The sequence below is a fragment of the Streptomyces sp. NPDC044033 genome (genome assembly GCF_056434425.1).
The window spans coordinates 1-13,649 of sequence record NZ_JBWKFF010000041.1 but is presented as its reverse complement, the minus strand read 5'-3'; the positions used below and the strand labels follow the sequence as shown (position 1 = coordinate 13,649).

Annotated in this window: 18 protein-coding genes and 2 pseudogenes; all 20 read left to right on the top strand. The window is 71.4% G+C overall.

Translation table 11 applies throughout. The features are described 5' to 3' along the window. The first annotated feature begins 14 nt into the window (after window positions 1-14). The 20 genes and pseudogenes from AC07AB_RS38910 (at window position 15) to AC07AB_RS38815 (ending at window position 13,516) form a co-directional block, all read left to right on the top strand. Complete coding sequence (locus AC07AB_RS38910; protein WP_478577127.1) at window positions 15-497, top strand: hypothetical protein; 483 nt, start codon at window positions 15-17, stop codon at window positions 495-497. 84 nt (window positions 498-581) lie between these two features. Further along, window positions 582-2,378: a type IV secretory system conjugative DNA transfer family protein gene (locus AC07AB_RS38905; RefSeq protein WP_478577125.1), complete on the top strand. Its 1,797-nt coding sequence runs from the start codon at window positions 582-584 to the stop codon at window positions 2,376-2,378. Window positions 2,379-2,468: 90 nt separating this feature from the next. Further along, window positions 2,469-2,693 carry a hypothetical protein gene (locus tag AC07AB_RS38900; RefSeq protein WP_478577123.1) on the top strand — a complete coding sequence of 75 codons (225 nt, stop codon included), beginning with the start codon at window positions 2,469-2,471 and terminating at the stop codon, window positions 2,691-2,693. Beyond that, entirely contained in the window at window positions 2,690-3,877 is a 1,188-nt protein-coding gene (locus tag AC07AB_RS38895) for a DnaB-like helicase N-terminal domain-containing protein (protein ID WP_478577120.1), read from the top strand. The genes AC07AB_RS38900 and AC07AB_RS38895 overlap by 4 nt, the downstream gene beginning before the upstream one ends. Beyond that, window positions 3,874-4,467 carry a hypothetical protein gene (locus AC07AB_RS38890; RefSeq protein WP_478577118.1) on the top strand — a complete coding sequence of 198 codons (594 nt, stop codon included), beginning with the start codon at window positions 3,874-3,876 and terminating at the stop codon, window positions 4,465-4,467. The genes AC07AB_RS38895 and AC07AB_RS38890 overlap by 4 nt, the downstream gene beginning before the upstream one ends. A gap of 87 nt (window positions 4,468-4,554) precedes the next feature. Continuing rightward, window positions 4,555-5,175 (top strand): hypothetical protein, encoded by a 621-nt coding sequence (locus AC07AB_RS38885; RefSeq protein WP_478577116.1) that lies wholly within the window; start codon window positions 4,555-4,557, stop codon window positions 5,173-5,175. Continuing rightward, a pseudogene (locus AC07AB_RS38880) lies at window positions 5,147-5,356 on the top strand (hypothetical protein); the annotation flags it as partial. The gene AC07AB_RS38885 and the pseudogene AC07AB_RS38880, both read left to right, overlap by 29 nt. Window positions 5,357-5,447: 91 nt before the next feature. Next, a pseudogene (locus tag AC07AB_RS38875) lies at window positions 5,448-5,744 on the top strand (DNA cytosine methyltransferase); the annotation flags it as partial. A gap of 420 nt (window positions 5,745-6,164) precedes the next feature. After that, the gene (locus AC07AB_RS38870; RefSeq protein WP_478577113.1) at window positions 6,165-6,326 is read left to right on the top strand and encodes a hypothetical protein; all 162 of its coding nucleotides are present in this window, start codon (window positions 6,165-6,167) and stop codon (window positions 6,324-6,326) included. Window positions 6,327-6,420: 94 nt separating this feature from the next. After that, the gene (locus AC07AB_RS38865) at window positions 6,421-7,020 is read left to right on the top strand and encodes a DUF4913 domain-containing protein (protein WP_478577110.1); all 600 of its coding nucleotides are present in this window, start codon (window positions 6,421-6,423) and stop codon (window positions 7,018-7,020) included. Continuing rightward, window positions 7,017-7,796, top strand: a complete 780-nt coding sequence (locus tag AC07AB_RS38860) for a hypothetical protein (protein WP_478577107.1) — start codon at window positions 7,017-7,019, stop codon at window positions 7,794-7,796. The genes AC07AB_RS38865 and AC07AB_RS38860 overlap by 4 nt, the downstream gene beginning before the upstream one ends. Further along, window positions 7,793-8,257, top strand: coding sequence for a hypothetical protein (locus AC07AB_RS38855; protein ID WP_478577104.1), 465 nt, complete (start codon window positions 7,793-7,795; stop codon window positions 8,255-8,257). Before AC07AB_RS38860 ends, AC07AB_RS38855 begins: the two co-directional genes overlap by 4 nt. A 28-nt stretch (window positions 8,258-8,285) precedes the next feature. Continuing rightward, window positions 8,286-9,209 (top strand): SPDY domain-containing protein, encoded by a 924-nt coding sequence (locus AC07AB_RS38850; protein WP_478577103.1) that lies wholly within the window; start codon window positions 8,286-8,288, stop codon window positions 9,207-9,209. Window positions 9,210-9,229: 20 nt separating this feature from the next. Next, window positions 9,230-10,009 carry a winged helix-turn-helix transcriptional regulator gene (locus tag AC07AB_RS38845; RefSeq protein ID WP_478577100.1) on the top strand — a complete coding sequence of 260 codons (780 nt, stop codon included), beginning with the start codon at window positions 9,230-9,232 and terminating at the stop codon, window positions 10,007-10,009. A 94-nt stretch (window positions 10,010-10,103) separates the two neighbouring features. Next, on the top strand, window positions 10,104-10,922 hold the full coding sequence (locus AC07AB_RS38840) for an SPDY domain-containing protein (protein WP_478577098.1): 819 nt from the start codon (window positions 10,104-10,106) through the stop codon (window positions 10,920-10,922). Window positions 10,923-10,956: 34 nt separating this feature from the next. Further along, entirely contained in the window at window positions 10,957-11,778 is an 822-nt protein-coding gene (locus tag AC07AB_RS38835; protein ID WP_478577096.1) for an SPDY domain-containing protein, read from the top strand. A gap of 413 nt (window positions 11,779-12,191) precedes the next feature. Continuing rightward, on the top strand, window positions 12,192-12,545 hold the full coding sequence (locus AC07AB_RS38830; protein WP_478577094.1) for an SPDY domain-containing protein: 354 nt from the start codon (window positions 12,192-12,194) through the stop codon (window positions 12,543-12,545). A gap of 50 nt (window positions 12,546-12,595) precedes the next feature. Continuing rightward, window positions 12,596-12,817, top strand: a complete 222-nt coding sequence (locus tag AC07AB_RS38825) for a hypothetical protein (protein ID WP_478577092.1) — start codon at window positions 12,596-12,598, stop codon at window positions 12,815-12,817. A gap of 91 nt (window positions 12,818-12,908) precedes the next feature. Continuing rightward, window positions 12,909-13,109, top strand: a complete 201-nt coding sequence (locus tag AC07AB_RS38820; protein ID WP_478577089.1) for a hypothetical protein — start codon at window positions 12,909-12,911, stop codon at window positions 13,107-13,109. 104 nt (window positions 13,110-13,213) lie between these two features. Further along, on the top strand, window positions 13,214-13,516 hold the full coding sequence (locus AC07AB_RS38815) for an esterase (protein ID WP_478577086.1): 303 nt from the start codon (window positions 13,214-13,216) through the stop codon (window positions 13,514-13,516). Window positions 13,517-13,649: the final 133 nt, after the last annotated feature.

Here is a 13,649-nt window from a genome sequence, read left to right as displayed (position 1 = left end):
CCCAGGGAGCCCCCGTGCCACTCAACCCCCATGTGACGCGTACGCCCACCGATCCGGAGGGCAAGCGCACCTACGGGCACCAGATCCTCCATCTCACCGACCGGCTCAGCGGTGCCGAGACCTACGACCAGGCCGCCGAGGCGACCGAGCACGTGCTGGACGAAGCAGACGGCGTGCTCGCACGGCTCGGCCAGTTCTTCGAGGCCGCTGCCGAAGAAGCTTGGTCCTCCGGGGCCGACGAGGGCTTCGATCTGGCCTGCCGGTTCGAGGATGCTGCCGCCACGCTCACCGATCTCAGCGACGAGCTGCACGGCGCCAGCGGCGAGATGCGGGCGCTCGGCCCGCCCCCGGAGCCGCGCTGGCAGGCCCAGGTCGCCCGCTACTACGCCACGGCCCCGCAACGTCCCGGTCCCGCAAGCCCGACCTCCGCCGTACCGGGGCCGCCCGCCGCGCAGGTCCGTCCCGAGCACGCCCCGCGGCCCCGCCACCACCGCTAGGAGCCCATCTCCCATGACCGCTTCCAGAGCCTTCCCCTCCCTCCGCGCCCTCCTCTCCGCTTCCGCACGTTCCTGGATCTCGTCTTGTCTGATGCGCGTACCAGGACGCCCTCGACCACCACCGGTACGGACGTCCTGCTCTATCTCCTGCTCGGCATCGCCGCCCTCGGTATCGGCGGCGGCAGCCTGGCCTGGCTGTTCGGCAACCTCACCAACTCCGCCTTCGGCTCCGGCCCGTGGGCCCCGCTCGAACCGGTCCAGGCCCTCTTCCACCCCGAGGATCTGTGGCCCCATCTCGACCGGCCCGCCCTGCTCACCGGCTGCTACGCCATCCCCGCCGTGCTCCTGCTCGCGGCCGCCGCCGGTGGCGCGAAGCTGTGGCTGCGCTTCCGCACCAACAAGCAGGGCCTCGCCGACCACCGCGATCTGGGTGACCTGCTGCCGAAGAAGGCCGCCGCCAAGGCCACCGGCCTGCGCCCCAGCCTCACCGGCACCAAGCCGGCGGATATCGCTCCCGACGACCGCGGGGTGCTGCTCGGCTCGCTGAAGCCCGGCGCGGCGGAGGTCCGCTCTTCCTGGGAGGACGTCCTCCTGGCCATCATGGCGCCCCGCTCCGGCAAGACCTCCGGCCTCGCGATACCCGCGATCCTCCGTGCTCCCGGCGCGGTGCTGCTGACCTCCAACAAGGCGGCGAACGACGCGTTCACCGCGACGCTCGACGAGCGCGCCAAGGTGGGCACGGTGTGGACGCTGGATCCGCAACAGATCGCGCACGCCGAGCAGACGATGTGGTGGGACATCCTCTCCGATGCCCACGACCTGACCGGCGCACGGCGCTTGGCGCAGCACTTCGTCACCGCCTCCATCGATGAGTCCAGCGCCGGGGACTTCTGGTCCACCGCCGCCGCCAACACGTTGACGGCTTTGTTCCTTGCAGCGGCGCGGGGCGGGCGGCCGGTTACCGAGGTGACCGCCTGGCTCGCCTCCCCTGCCGACCGCACCCCGATCGACCTGCTCACCGACGCCGGCCTGGACGCCGTTGCCGCCCAGCTCCAGGGCACCGTCGCCGGAGCCGTGGAGACGCGCGACGGCATCTTCGAGAACGCCCGGCAGTACGCGAGCTGCCTCCTCGATCCGCGCATCGCCGCCTGGGTCACCCCACCTCAAAGCACCTCGAAGCTGCGCGAGTTCAAGCCGGAGGAGTTCTCCTCCAGCCACGACACGCTCTATCTGCTCTCCAAGGACGGCGGCGGCAGCGCGTCGGCGATCATCGCCGCCGCCGCTGATGCGGTGATGCGGGCGGCCGTCATCCAGGCCGAACGCGATGGCGGACGCCTCGACCCGCCCCTGCTGGCGATCCTGGATGAGGCCGCGAACGTGTGCAAAATCCAAGACCTTCCCGACCTCTACTCCCACCTGGGTTCACGCGGGGTCATCCCGATCACGATCCTGCAGTCCTACCGGCAGGGCCAGCGAGTGTGGGGCGAGACCGGGATGGACGCCCTGTGGTCGGCGGCGACGATCAAGCTCATCGGCTCCGGCATCGATGACGCGGACTTCGCCGACAAGCTCTCCCGTCTCGCGGGCGATCACGACGTGCAGACCCTCTCGGTCTCCAACAGCGAGTCCGGCCACTCCTCCTCCGTCTCCATGCGGCAGGAGCGTGTGCTGCCGCCCGACGCGATCCGGGCTTTGCCCAAGGGCAGTGCGCTGTTGCTGGCGACCGGGGTCCGACCGGCGCTGCTGGATCTCAAGCCCTGGTACCGCGAGCCGGACGCCGACCGCCTCGGCGCCGCCTCGAAGCAGGCCACCGCCGCCATCACCGAGCGTGCCCTGGCCAAGGACCGCCCCGGCCGAGACCAGTACGGACCGGCCACATGAGCGTCGTACCCCTCAGCAGCACCCCAACGAAACGAACGGGTTTCACCACGACGCCCGTCCGCCCGCTCTCTCCTCCCGTCGAGGTGCCCGATGACCGCCCCTTCCTGGGACACCATCCGTCCTTCCGAGCAACTGGCCGACACCCCCGCTGTATGCCGGGACGGGCGCTGGTGGCTGGTCGCCCCCAGCGGCGCCATCCCCACCAACGAGCCCGCGCTCGCCCGCGAACTCGACTCCCTAGCAGCCGACTTGGATGCCGCGAACCGGGCCGTCGCCCACCTCGGCATCGACGAGCCCGACCAGGGGCTGGGGTGACGCCGCTGCTGCAGGCCGAGCAGGCCGTCCTGGGCGCGGTGCTGCTGGAGCCACGCCAGCTTGGACGCCTGTCCGGATGGCTGCGCCCCGAGCACTTCTACCGGCCCGCGCACTCCGCGCTCTACGCCGCGATGCTCACCCTCCGCACCGACGGCCACCCGACGACGAAGCTCGCGCCCGACGCGCCGGTCCCCCTTGCCTGGCTCAACGACGTACGCGAGGAGGCGAGTACCCGTACACGTGGCGTCACCACCGCCTACGTCCACTCGTTGGTCTCCGCCTGTCCGCGTCCCGCGCACGCGCCGGTCTACGGGCGGATGGTGCTGGAGGGGGCCATCCACCGCAGCGTCACCCAGCACGCCGTCCGCCTGCACCAGGCCGCCCGCACCGACACCGCCCGCGGCAGCAGCGTGGACGAGACCCTGCACCGCGCGCAGGTCCTGCACGACGTACTCGACGACCTCGGCCGACGCTGGGGCTTCGAACCCCGGCCCGTGGAGCCGAACACCGCCGTCGCCGGACTGACAGCCACGGTTCCGGCGGGGCAGGTTGCCGAGCGGGTGCTGGCCGACGAGGAGTTCCTCCTCGGCGCGCTCACCGCCCACCCCGAGCAGCTCTCCCGGATGACCGACTGGCTCCGTCCCGGTGACTTCGCCGACCTGGGCCACCGGCAGGTCTACCGGGCGCTGGTGGCGCTGCGGCACCGGGGCGAGCCTGTGGACGAGCTGACGGTGCTGTGGGAGTGCCAGCGCCGAGGTGCCCTCGGGGATGGCTCGCTCGATGCCGAGCGCGTGCGCCGCATCTGCCACGTTCCCTTCGCGGGGGCGGCCGACTACTTCGGCGAGCAGGTCCTCGACTCCTCCCTGTTGCGTACCGCCGCCGCCTCCGCACGGCAGGTCGCCGCCCTGGCCGACGACACCTCCCTCGCGCCCGGCCAGCTCATCAGCCACGCCCTGCATGCCCTCGGCCCGCTCGACGAGGTACGCCGTCGCCGGGCCGTCAGCGATGCCGGCCCTCAGCCGCAGGCAGCGACGACACAACCGGCGGGCCTGCCGCCTCCGGCCCGTGCCGCCGCCGCACGGGCGCGCAGCACCGCGCCCCGCGCCGAGAACACGGCGCCTGCAAACGCGGCTGCGCCCTCTCCCACCCCCTCTGCCCGGCATTCCCGAAGGAGTTCTCCGTGACAGACGCATCCGAGCGCACCCAGTCCGAGCAGGCCCAGCTCGTGCTCGTGGCCGAAAGGATGGAACGGCTCCGCGCCAGCGTCACTGTGCCCTCCTCTCCCACAGATCAGCCGGACCTGATCGGATCCTCCAAACAACTGGCTTCCCTCACCAGTCTCGTGCGGGATCTGTCCGACGAAGTCCTCTTCCGCTCCGTCGAGGCGGTGCCCCGAGCAGACCCTGGTCAGGTCGTGAGCGCTTACACGGACGCGGCCGGGCAGGCGGGAGAGGCGGTGTCCCACTACACCGCCGCCTACTCCGAACTGAGCTTCCAACACCGCTACCGAGGCCGTGTCGGTCCGGACCTGAATGACGCACGTGAGTATTCGTTCGCCTCCATGCAAGACAGCCTCAAGTGGGCGCGCGACCGCCTCGGCGACGGCGCCCAGCGCCTGCGGGCGGTCGCCGAGGACCTCGACACCACTGCTCCCCTGGCCAGGGCCGCCCGCACTCGAACGACGCAGCAGGTCATCGCCCACACTCGCGCACCAGCATCCGCTCCCGCACCACCCCACTCCGCCCCCGCACAAGGAACGAGGCGAACGCCGTGACCCCGTCGCGCCTCCAGGCAGCCGCACACCATCCGAGAACCACCAGCTCCCCCACCCCTCCCTCAACGCACCCGCAGGAGTTGTTCCATGAACGACCACGACCTCCAGACGGAGACCGAGCGACAGCACATGCTGCGCCGGGCCGAGGAACTGAGCCGCAAGCGCGACGAGTTCCCCCTCCCCCACACCCCGGACGATCTCCCCGACCTGATCCGCGCCTCTACTCATCTGGCCGACCTCGCCTCCCTCGTGCAGGGCCTCTCGGCGGAAGTGCGCGTCCGCTCCGCAGAGGGCCAGCCCGATCCCGGCCTCGACGCCGTCCTCGGCGCCTGGGCCAGGGCAGCCGGACACCTCAGCGAAGCCGTGGGCCATTACGGAGCCGCCTACCGCCAGCTCGGCTTCCTGCACGCCCACTCCCGCACCACCCCCGAGCACGCGGCCCTGATCGACGGGCGCCATACGGCGTTCGCTCTCGCCCAGCAGCACATCGCCGACACCCGCGACGGCCTCTCCTCCGCGCACGCGTCCATGACCAACGGCGCCGCCCTCCTGGAGGACGCGGAAGCATCGTCCGTCTCCAGGGCAGCCCGCGCCCGCTCCGCGCAAGCCGACCACGCTCGTGACCAGGCGGGGGCCGAGGCGGAAGCACCTGCCGAGGCTCCCGCCCAGCAGCACTCGCATGTACCCGGGCCCGTACGTGGGCGATGACCCGGCGTCCGGTAACTCCGGCCTGCTGATAGGGAGCCTGTGCTCCGGCTACGGCGGCCTGGACCTGGGCGTCCAGGCCGCCCTCGGCGGCGCCCTCGCCTGGCATGCCGAGACCGACCCCGGCGCCAGCCGCATCCTGGCCCGGCACTGGCCCCGCGTTCCCAACCTCGGCGACATCACCACCGTCAACTGGGCGGACGCGCCGGAGGTGTGCGTCCTGACGGCGGGCTTCCCCTGTCAAAGACGTCTCGGTCGCCGGGCGCCGTGCCGGCCTGCTGGAAGGAAACCGCTCCGGGCTGTGGCACCACGTGGTGCGTGCCATCGACGCCCTGGACCCCTGCCTGGTGGTGATCGAAAACGTTCGAGGACTCCTCACCTCACCCGCCGCTACCGCTGGCGACCTGGAACTGTGCCCGTGGTGTCTGGGAGACGGCACAGGCCGGCCTGCTGTGCGGGCACTCGGTGCCGTACTCGGCTCCCTGGCCGACCTCGGGCGTGATGCGCGCTGGCGCGTGCTACGCGCCTCCGACGTCGGCGCCCCGCACCGAAGGGAACGGCTCTTCCTGGTCGCCTGGCGACGAGAGGCCATTGCTGAAGACGCCGACCAGCAACATCGCTTCCAACGGCGGCAGCCAGCACCCCTCGAAACGGAAGGAAGGGGGGCACGGGCCGAACCTCGCGGACGAGGTCGAGTGGCTGTTGCCGACCCCGAAGGCATCCGACGGCATCAAGGGCTCGCCCCGCCAGCGCCACGGCAACGGCGACCTGACGCTCCCCTCGGCAGCGGCACAACTGAGCAGCCGAGCGACCGCAGCCCGTCTTCCGGCGGACCCGTCCCCCACCCTCTTCGATACCTCGGCACTCTCGAAGAAGGCCCCCGGGAATGGGGGCGGTACGGCGACGCCATCGTCCGATGGGAGAGCCTCACCCGACCGGCACCGCCGCCGACCGACGACGCGGGGCGCCTCTCGCCACGCTTCGTGGAATGGATGCAGGGCCTTGATGACGGCTGGGTGACCGCCACTCCCGGACTGGGTCGCCCCGCCCAACTCAAGGCCCTGGGCAACGGTGTTGTGCCGCACCAGGCCCTCCAGGTGGTGCGGCTCCTCACACCGCCCGCGACCATCTGCCGCCACCGCCGGGGTGCCTGAGCCGCCCCTTCTACACCTGGTTTCCCGGCCGGGCCAAACCGGTCGTTCTCCGGATCCTCGACGCTCCAACACCCGAGCGACGAAGGGGATGTCGATGTCGGAGTCCGCCGACGAGAACGAGCCGGTACGGATACCGGACCACAACCTGGACGACCTCGTCTCCACGGTCAGTGGCCTGGTCGCCGAGACCCGCAAGCAGGGCGAGACCCTCGCCCGTCTCACCGACGATCAGCCGTCGCCGCCCGACGGCGAGGCGGAAGGGCCCGGTCGGGGAGCCGCTACGCCTACAAGCAGTGGGAGCGGCCCGGCCGAGGCATCTTCCGTTTTCATCCTGGCGATGGCGGGCCAGGCGTATGCCGAGGAGTTGGCGGCGCTGAAGGTGTGGGTGGAGGACCTGCTTTTGCCGGTCTACGGACGCGAGATCACCTCCACCCGCCCTTGGTGTGCGCGGTGGAGCGAGCATCCCGAGGCCGTCGCCCGGCTGCACGCGCTGTGGCTGGCCTGGCAGCAGTTCACGGACGCCGAGGCCGGTCTCGCCGGGCCCTCCCTGTGGCACCGCGACCACCTCGACCCCGGGCTGATGCAACTGCGTGCGCCGGACGGCCCGTTCAGCGCGTGCACCACCAGTCCGACCCGCCCGAACCACCGTCTGCTGGCCGGGCCGGACCCGGCGGAGTACGAGGTGGCGGCGTGACAGGCCCGGACTACCGCATCGACGGCTTCGAGCCCGCCTCCGTCGCCGTCGAGGGCGATTTCCTGAGCGCGACGCAGTGGGACGACATGTACACGGAGCTGGCCGCGCACCACACCGCCGACGACAGCTACCTGCTGTTCTACGACCGTGCCGCCATCTGGGACGACGTCCCCGGCTCGGCCGAGTACGTCGGTATGCACATCGAGCGTGACTCCGCCAAGGGCACCTTCACCTTCGAATCCGCCCAGCAGCCGACCGTGCCGTTCACACAGAACTGGCTTAGCAACCGTGGCTGCCCGCCCGAAGCGATCGAGCTGGATGAGCCCGGCCCGCGCCCGGCCGATGCGATCACCTCCCAGGTGGAGGACCGGCTGCGCGCCAACCCCGGCGGCCGGTACACGCTGCTGGAGGACTACACGCACAACCCTGGCAATTTCCGGGACGGTGTCGAGGTCAGCACGCTCGTCCACGACGCTCACCCCGGCTCGGCCGAGCGGCCCTACCGGCTCTTCCTGGAAGAGACGTCACCGTCCTTCGACACGTACACGGTGCGCGAGGGGGCGTTCAACAGCGCCGAAGCGGCCGACGCATGGCTGCGGGACCGGGACACACCGCTGCCCCTGGCCCCGGCGCCCGCGAGCGACACCGTCGACCGGCGTGCCACTGCCGCCCTCGCCCGGACCACGACCAACGCCACGGCCAGCACACAGCCGCCCCTGCCGGGGATCACTGCGGCGCCCGGCACGGTTCACACCCGTTCCAGGGGGCTCTCGTGAGCGCCCGCTACGCCTTCGCCGCGCACCCCGAAGCTCTGGCCGATCTGCGCGATGTGCCGGAGAAGATGCGGGACCTGGCGCTGCTCGAACTCCAGCACCTGGTGCACGGCAACGAACGCGGCGCCGCGCTGCAACGGGAGTTGGCGGGCTGCCACAAGGTCTACGTCGACCCGCAGACCCGTTGGCGCATGGTCATCCAATACCGCGACGCCCCGGCCTCCTCCCAGCACAAACGGGAGATCTATCTGTTGTCCGTCGGTGAACGGCAGGACCATGCCGCCTACAACGCCGCAGCCCGGCGTCTGGCACGCGAACACCAGCACACGGATTCCGGCCCGCATGCCCGACGGGCCCACGCCGCCCGCGCCCGCTCCGCCCACGTCACCGTCGGCTGGACCGAACCCGCCGCACCGGCGCCGGATTCCTCAGCGCCGCAGCAGCGTCCGCGGCACATGCGCTGACCAACTTCGTTGAAAAGGAATGTATTTCATGTCCGACGAGCCCGAGGATGAGCGCTGGCGCGAGTACCGGGTCACCCCGCGCTACCTCGCCGGGTCTCCTGGTAATGGTGACGCGGGGTTCGCTCCCGTCACCCACTGGCCGCACTACTCCTTCGACGACGGCCCGTGCCAGCTGATGGTCACCAGCCCGGACCACAGGATCAAGATCGGTTGGTTCGGTGACGACTTCGACCTGTGGAAGATCACCGCTTCCGAGGACGCCGTCTCCCCGCCCAAGTGGCAGGCCACCTTTAATCACACTGTCCCGCCGGAGGTCGTCGCGGGTCTCACCGAGGCTCTCGCCAAGGACTGGTATCCCGAGAGCGACCGCTTCCTCGCCGAGCCCTCGATGTACTGGGCCGACGAGGTCCGCCCGCTCCTCGATGGCGGCTGGGAGGACCGTTTCGAGCCCCAGCACGCAACGGTGAACATCACCTCCCCCGACGGGCGGGCCGGGGCCTGGATCGACACCCGCAACTACGGCCGTGACGACGAGACGGTGGTGCTGTGGGCGGGGCCTCCGGGGTGGGCCACCCGCGCGGAGGCGACCTTCACCTCCGACACCCCGGACCACCTGATCGCCGCCACCGCTGCCGCGCTGAGCGACCCCGCGCCCGTCGTGCGCGAGCGGCACATGATCCACCGGGACGTCGAGCACCTCGTCCGTCTCGAACCGGTCAGCGCCCGTGCCCAGCCGCGTACGGGCGCTCCCACCCCGCTGGATGCCAAGCACGCGGCTGTCTCCGCCGCCCTCCACCGCGCCGCGCACAGGGGCCTCGGCGCCAGGCGTGCCCAGGCCGCGCGTATCCGCACGACGCACCCCCGGCCCCGGCCGAGCGCGACACCCGCCGCCCCGGCGGCCCGCGCCGACGCCTTCGCCGCCTCGCGGACGGCTTCCCGCCCGCGGCGCTGAACTCATTTCGGAGAACCACCATGCACACCCCCACTCCCGCCCCCGCGAACCGGATCCACCACGCCGTCGATGTGCTCGCGCCGTTGTGGACTTCTTGGACCTTGGAGACCCTTCGCGAACGCGGGCCGCTGCGCGCCCCTCAGCTCAGGTCCGCCATGCCGTGGTTGAACACGGCCACGCTTCACCAGGTCCTGCTGCGCATGCGCGCCAGTGACCTGCTCGCCAAGCCCGAACGCGGCTGCTACGCGGCTTCGGCTCTGGGTCAGGACACGCGCCCCGTCCACCGCGCCCTGGCCTCCTGGCACGCGCGGCACTTCGAGGTGGACGCCACCGCCTGGAGGCGGCCCGACCGGGTCGAGGACGCGCTGGCCCGGCTGCGCGGCAAGGGCACCGTCGACGTGCTCACCGCGCTGGAAGAGCACGGCCCTCTACGGCCGGGCGCACTGCGCGAGGCCACGGGGCTGGCGACCGGGTCCTTTCACTACCGCACCCAGCAGCTCCTCGACGACGGGCTCGTCACGCGCCTCGGCTCCGACCAGCGCTTCGCCTACTCCCTGGCTCCCGGCGCACGGCAGCTCGCGCCGGTGTTCGTGGAGTTGCACGACTTCGGCCGCCGCAGCCAGGCCGCAGCGGCCGGGCCACCCAGCGAGCTCTCCGCCGTGGCAAGTCGGGCACACGCGGCCCGCCAACACTCTCCCGCCGCACCGAGGGCGACGGGGCTGTTCTCGCATCCGGACCAGCCGCCGCCGCGCGTGGCGGCCTACATCACCGCGCTCTCCCACCCGGCCCGCACGCGGTGACCCGCGCGCCCAGCCACAGAAGACCTGCCCGCGACGGCGCCCGCCCTGGCCCACTACGGCCGGGCGCGGGCGCCCGTGCTCCCCCGGATACTCCATGCCGCACCGCACCACCGCCGGCGAGGACGTGCTCGTCGCACCCCGCTACCTCGCCGGGACCACCGGCACCGACCCCGCCGGGCCCCTCCTGGACGCCGCCCCGGGGTGGAGCCACACACTCGTCGGTCCTGACCCCTTCTACGCCAGCTCCTGCCAACGCCTCCGCGCCGCCCGACGCGACGGCGAGTGGACCTTCACCTACGCCTACGACCCGCTCGGCATACCGGACTGGTCCGCGCACTTCGACCGCACCACCCCCGACGAAGTCCTCGCCGCCTTCACCGAGCGGCTCATCGACGGCGTGGACACCTACTTTGCCGACTACCTGTCCGGCGGGCCGCTCCACACCGGGCAGACCCCCGCCGGTGTCTTCGCCGAGCACGGCTGGGAGCCCGTGCGCGGCACCCGGCCCTGGCGCACCCTCGCCCCCGACGAGCGCGCCGCCTTCCACATCCGCACCGGCTACGTCGATGACCCCGAGGAGCTGCGTCACCGGGGCGCCGCCACCTGGAAGATCACCGCCGGCCCCGACCCGGTCTCCCGGCCGACCTGGGCAGCGCACTTCACCGGCCACACCCCTCAGCCGCTGATGACTGCCGCCGCCCTGGCCGTCGCCGACCCCGAGCCCGTTGCGCGCCCTGCGCATCACGTACCCGAGGCCCATCGCGATCTCGTCGGCCTGCGCCCCACAGCGCACTCCGCACGCGCAGCGGCGGCCCAGGTGCGTGGCCGCTTCTCCGCAGCCACGCAGCGCACCCGTGAAAGTCCTCCGCCCTCGTCCGCGCCCACGCCCTCGCGAACAGCCCGAACGCGCTGAGGCCAACCCGATCGTCCTGAAAAGGAGTTACTCCATGCCCGAACCCGGCCCCGACACCACCGTGCTCGTCTCGCCCGTCTACCTCGCCGGGGAGGGTTCCGCCGAGCCCGCGCTCCGCCCTCTCCTGGAGGCGGGCTTCCGCCACGAGTACGACGCGCTCGGCAACGCCCGTCTCACCTCTCCCGCACAACGCCATCGGGTCGATTACATGCCGCGCGGGCTCACCCAGGTCCAGTGGCGGGTCAGCGAAGGGCCCGACCGCTACACCCCGCCCACATGGCAGGCCGCGTTCACCGACAACACGCCGCCCGAGGTCGTCGCGGCCTTCACCACGGCCCTTGCCCAGGACGTCAGCCTGTGGCCGGGCGGACGGCGGCCCCGGGCAGACGATGTGCTGCGTCCCCTGGCCGAGGCCGGCTGGCGACGCCGGGAGAACGAATGGGAGATCGACTTCACCTCCCCCGATCACCTGGCAACGGTCAGCTACGACACCACACCCGGCCATCCCCTCGATGCCGACTACGAGCCCTGGCTCATCTCCGGGGCACGCAACCTCGGCCACGGCCACGACTGGTACGGCGCCTTCACCACCCACACCCCGACCCGTCTCGTCACCGCCGTCGCCACACGGCTGAGCAGCCGCGAGCCGGTCCCGCGCACCAACACCGAAGCCCTGCACCCCGAGGCCACCGTCACCAACAGTGCCGCGCACTCATCCACGCCCACCGATACCCCTCGGGCCTCGGCCGCCCGCAGCCGTACCCGTGCCACCGCAGGGGACTCGCGGCCCCAGCCGAGCGCGATGCCAACTCCCCAGGCTCAGGCCGCCAGTGCCCGGCCGCGCCACCGAAGGTGACGCTCCCGTGCCTCCGGACAGGTCATTCCTCTCCGGGAGGGTTACCCGCACACGGGTCTGGCGGTCGGGGTCGACCGAGGGCCTCGGCGAGTTCCTCGACCGTCACCTCGATCCGTCCGCCGCGCGCCGCACGAGCCCGTCCCACGGACGCCGCCTCGGCATCATCAAGGCTCTCGCCGAACCGACGCTGCTCGTCCGCGTCCACGCGCCTTCCCCTCCTTCTTCTTCAGGTCGCCCCCAGTCAGCCCGCGGGGGCGACCGATTCATTCCCGAACGAGGAGTCCATCCGCACCGCCCTGGGCCGAGTTCGCCTGCGGCAGACACCAAACCGGCCCACGGACTGGAATGACGGCCCGATTCCAAGTCAACGTACAGACGGCTCGAAAACCCGCAGGTCAACGAAGGGATTCCTCGTGAAGTCCAACGCTCTTACACCGGCTCGCACCACCTCCGCCGACCGCGAGTGGCTGCTCGAATGCCACTGCGCGGACCCCGTCCTGCGGCTGCTGGACAACTGCGGCTGGGACACGGTCGACGACCCCAAGGCCAACGTCTACTGCGCCAGCCCCGACCGCCGCGTCTTCGTCGGGTTCCTCCCCGAAAGCCCCGAGGCCGCCTTCGGCGAGCTGTGGCACATCAGCGTCCACGGACCCGACGGCCGCCGCGCCTGGAGCGCCACCTTCGGCGACGACATCCCTGCGCAGGCCGTCGCCGGATTCCTCGCCGCGCTCATCGCCTACCCCGGCCCATATTGCGACTGCATCTGACGCTCACGGCACGGCCAGCCCGCTGCTACATCCCACACCACGGAGGTCTCGTGTCCCGCACGCTCACGGTCGGGCAACTGATCCACCAGTTGCAGACCCTCGACCACGACCAGCCGGTCTTCCTCGCCATCAACCCTGACTGGCCCTTCGCCCACCGCATCAGCCAAGTCCTCACCGTGACCGACGGGCCCGCCACCGTGGTCTACATCGCGGAGAACGGCCAGGAGGGCTATCTCCCCTCGGCCGTCCGTACCGAACTGGCCTGGTCCTGAACTTGCCCCGAGGGCCCGTGACGCGGTTCATCCCGCCGCGTCACGGGCCCTCGGCGGCACCGGCAACTTCGTAGACGAACAAGGAGGTCCCGTGAGCGACATGCTCGGCAAAACGGTCCCCGGGCACGAAGGACCCTGCGTCCGCGCAGGCCAAGGCTGCACCTGCTACTACTACCCGGACGAGAACGGCACCCGTACGCGCTCCGGGGCACAAAAGCGGAGGCGGCGTATCGCCCGACGCCGCGAGCAATGCTTCTGGCACACCGACTTCGATGTCCCGGAGCGCGCGTGACCGCCGCTCGGCTTCCTCGTGCACCGGAGCCGGACCCGGGGGCGGAGCAGTCCCTGGCCGACGTCGCCCCGCGCCCCATGCCCGCATGGGCACGGGGCGCCCTGGTGAAGCACGCTCATGCCGATGTGAAGGCACCGGTCCCGGTGTGCTGGCTGCTGCACGGAGCTGGTGCACCGGACGGCTACGTGTTGCTGAGCTGGTATCCGAGGACCGATGGCACGACGGAAGTGGAAGCCCGTCTCGGCCTTGCGGGCGGCGAGGTGACGCTGGCCGCGTGGCCTTCGCTCTGCGGCGACTGGGCCCGCGTCGTGCACCCCACCCTGCATGAAGTTCTTGGCCTTCATGCGGCGATGTCCCTGGCGAAGGACGCGCTCCGCCTCGCCAACGTGCTGCTCGACTCACGCTGACGCCATTTACGACTACGAGGGCTGACCCCGCCGGGGTCAGCTTGACTCTGTCGGGGATCTTGGAGTTTCCCGGTGCGGCAGCATGATCAACGGGCATGCTCGGGTAGTTCCGCCGATCGATGCAGCTGACGAG